The following is a 447-nucleotide window of genomic DNA, read 5'->3' as shown; positions in this document are numbered from 1 at the left end:
TAAGCGCTTGCCTTTGACGACCAATCCCAAGGTACAACAGTAAATGGTGGAGGATGACGGGATCGAACCGACGACCCCCTGCTTGCAAAGCAGGTGCTCTCCCAGCTGAGCTAATCCCCCMATACTGCTGCGAGGCTCAACATCGAACCATCGTCCGTAACTTGGTGGGTCTGGTAGGACTTGAACCTACGACCCCCGCCTTATCAAGACGGTGCTCTAACCACCTGAGCTACAGACCCTTGGCTGTAACAGCAAACAAACCGATAAGTGTGAACGCTTGAACGCTTCTGCGCGCTTTTGAAAGGAGGTGATCCAGCCGCACCTTCCGATACGGCTACCTTGTTACGACTTCACCCCAGTCATGAACCCTGCCGTGGTAATCGCCCTCCTTGCGGTTAGGCTAACTACTTCTGGCAAAACCCACTCCCATGGTGTGACGGGCGGTGT

The 447-nt window shown here is 54.7% G+C and carries 2 tRNA genes and 1 rRNA gene; all 3 read right to left on the bottom strand.

The annotated features are described in order from the left end of the window. Positions 1-44: 44 nt before the first annotated feature. A tRNA-Ala gene (locus AC1DK4_RS40835) sits at positions 45-120 on the bottom strand. Between the two features lie 42 nt (positions 121-162). Then, a tRNA-Ile gene (locus tag AC1DK4_RS40830) sits at positions 163-239 on the bottom strand. 61 nt (positions 240-300) lie between these two features. Continuing rightward, positions 301-447 (bottom strand): 16S ribosomal RNA (locus AC1DK4_RS40825); the annotation flags it as partial.

Source organism: Cupriavidus sp. 05N38 (genome assembly GCF_056397345.1).
This window is presented reverse-complemented; position numbering and strand designations above follow the sequence as displayed.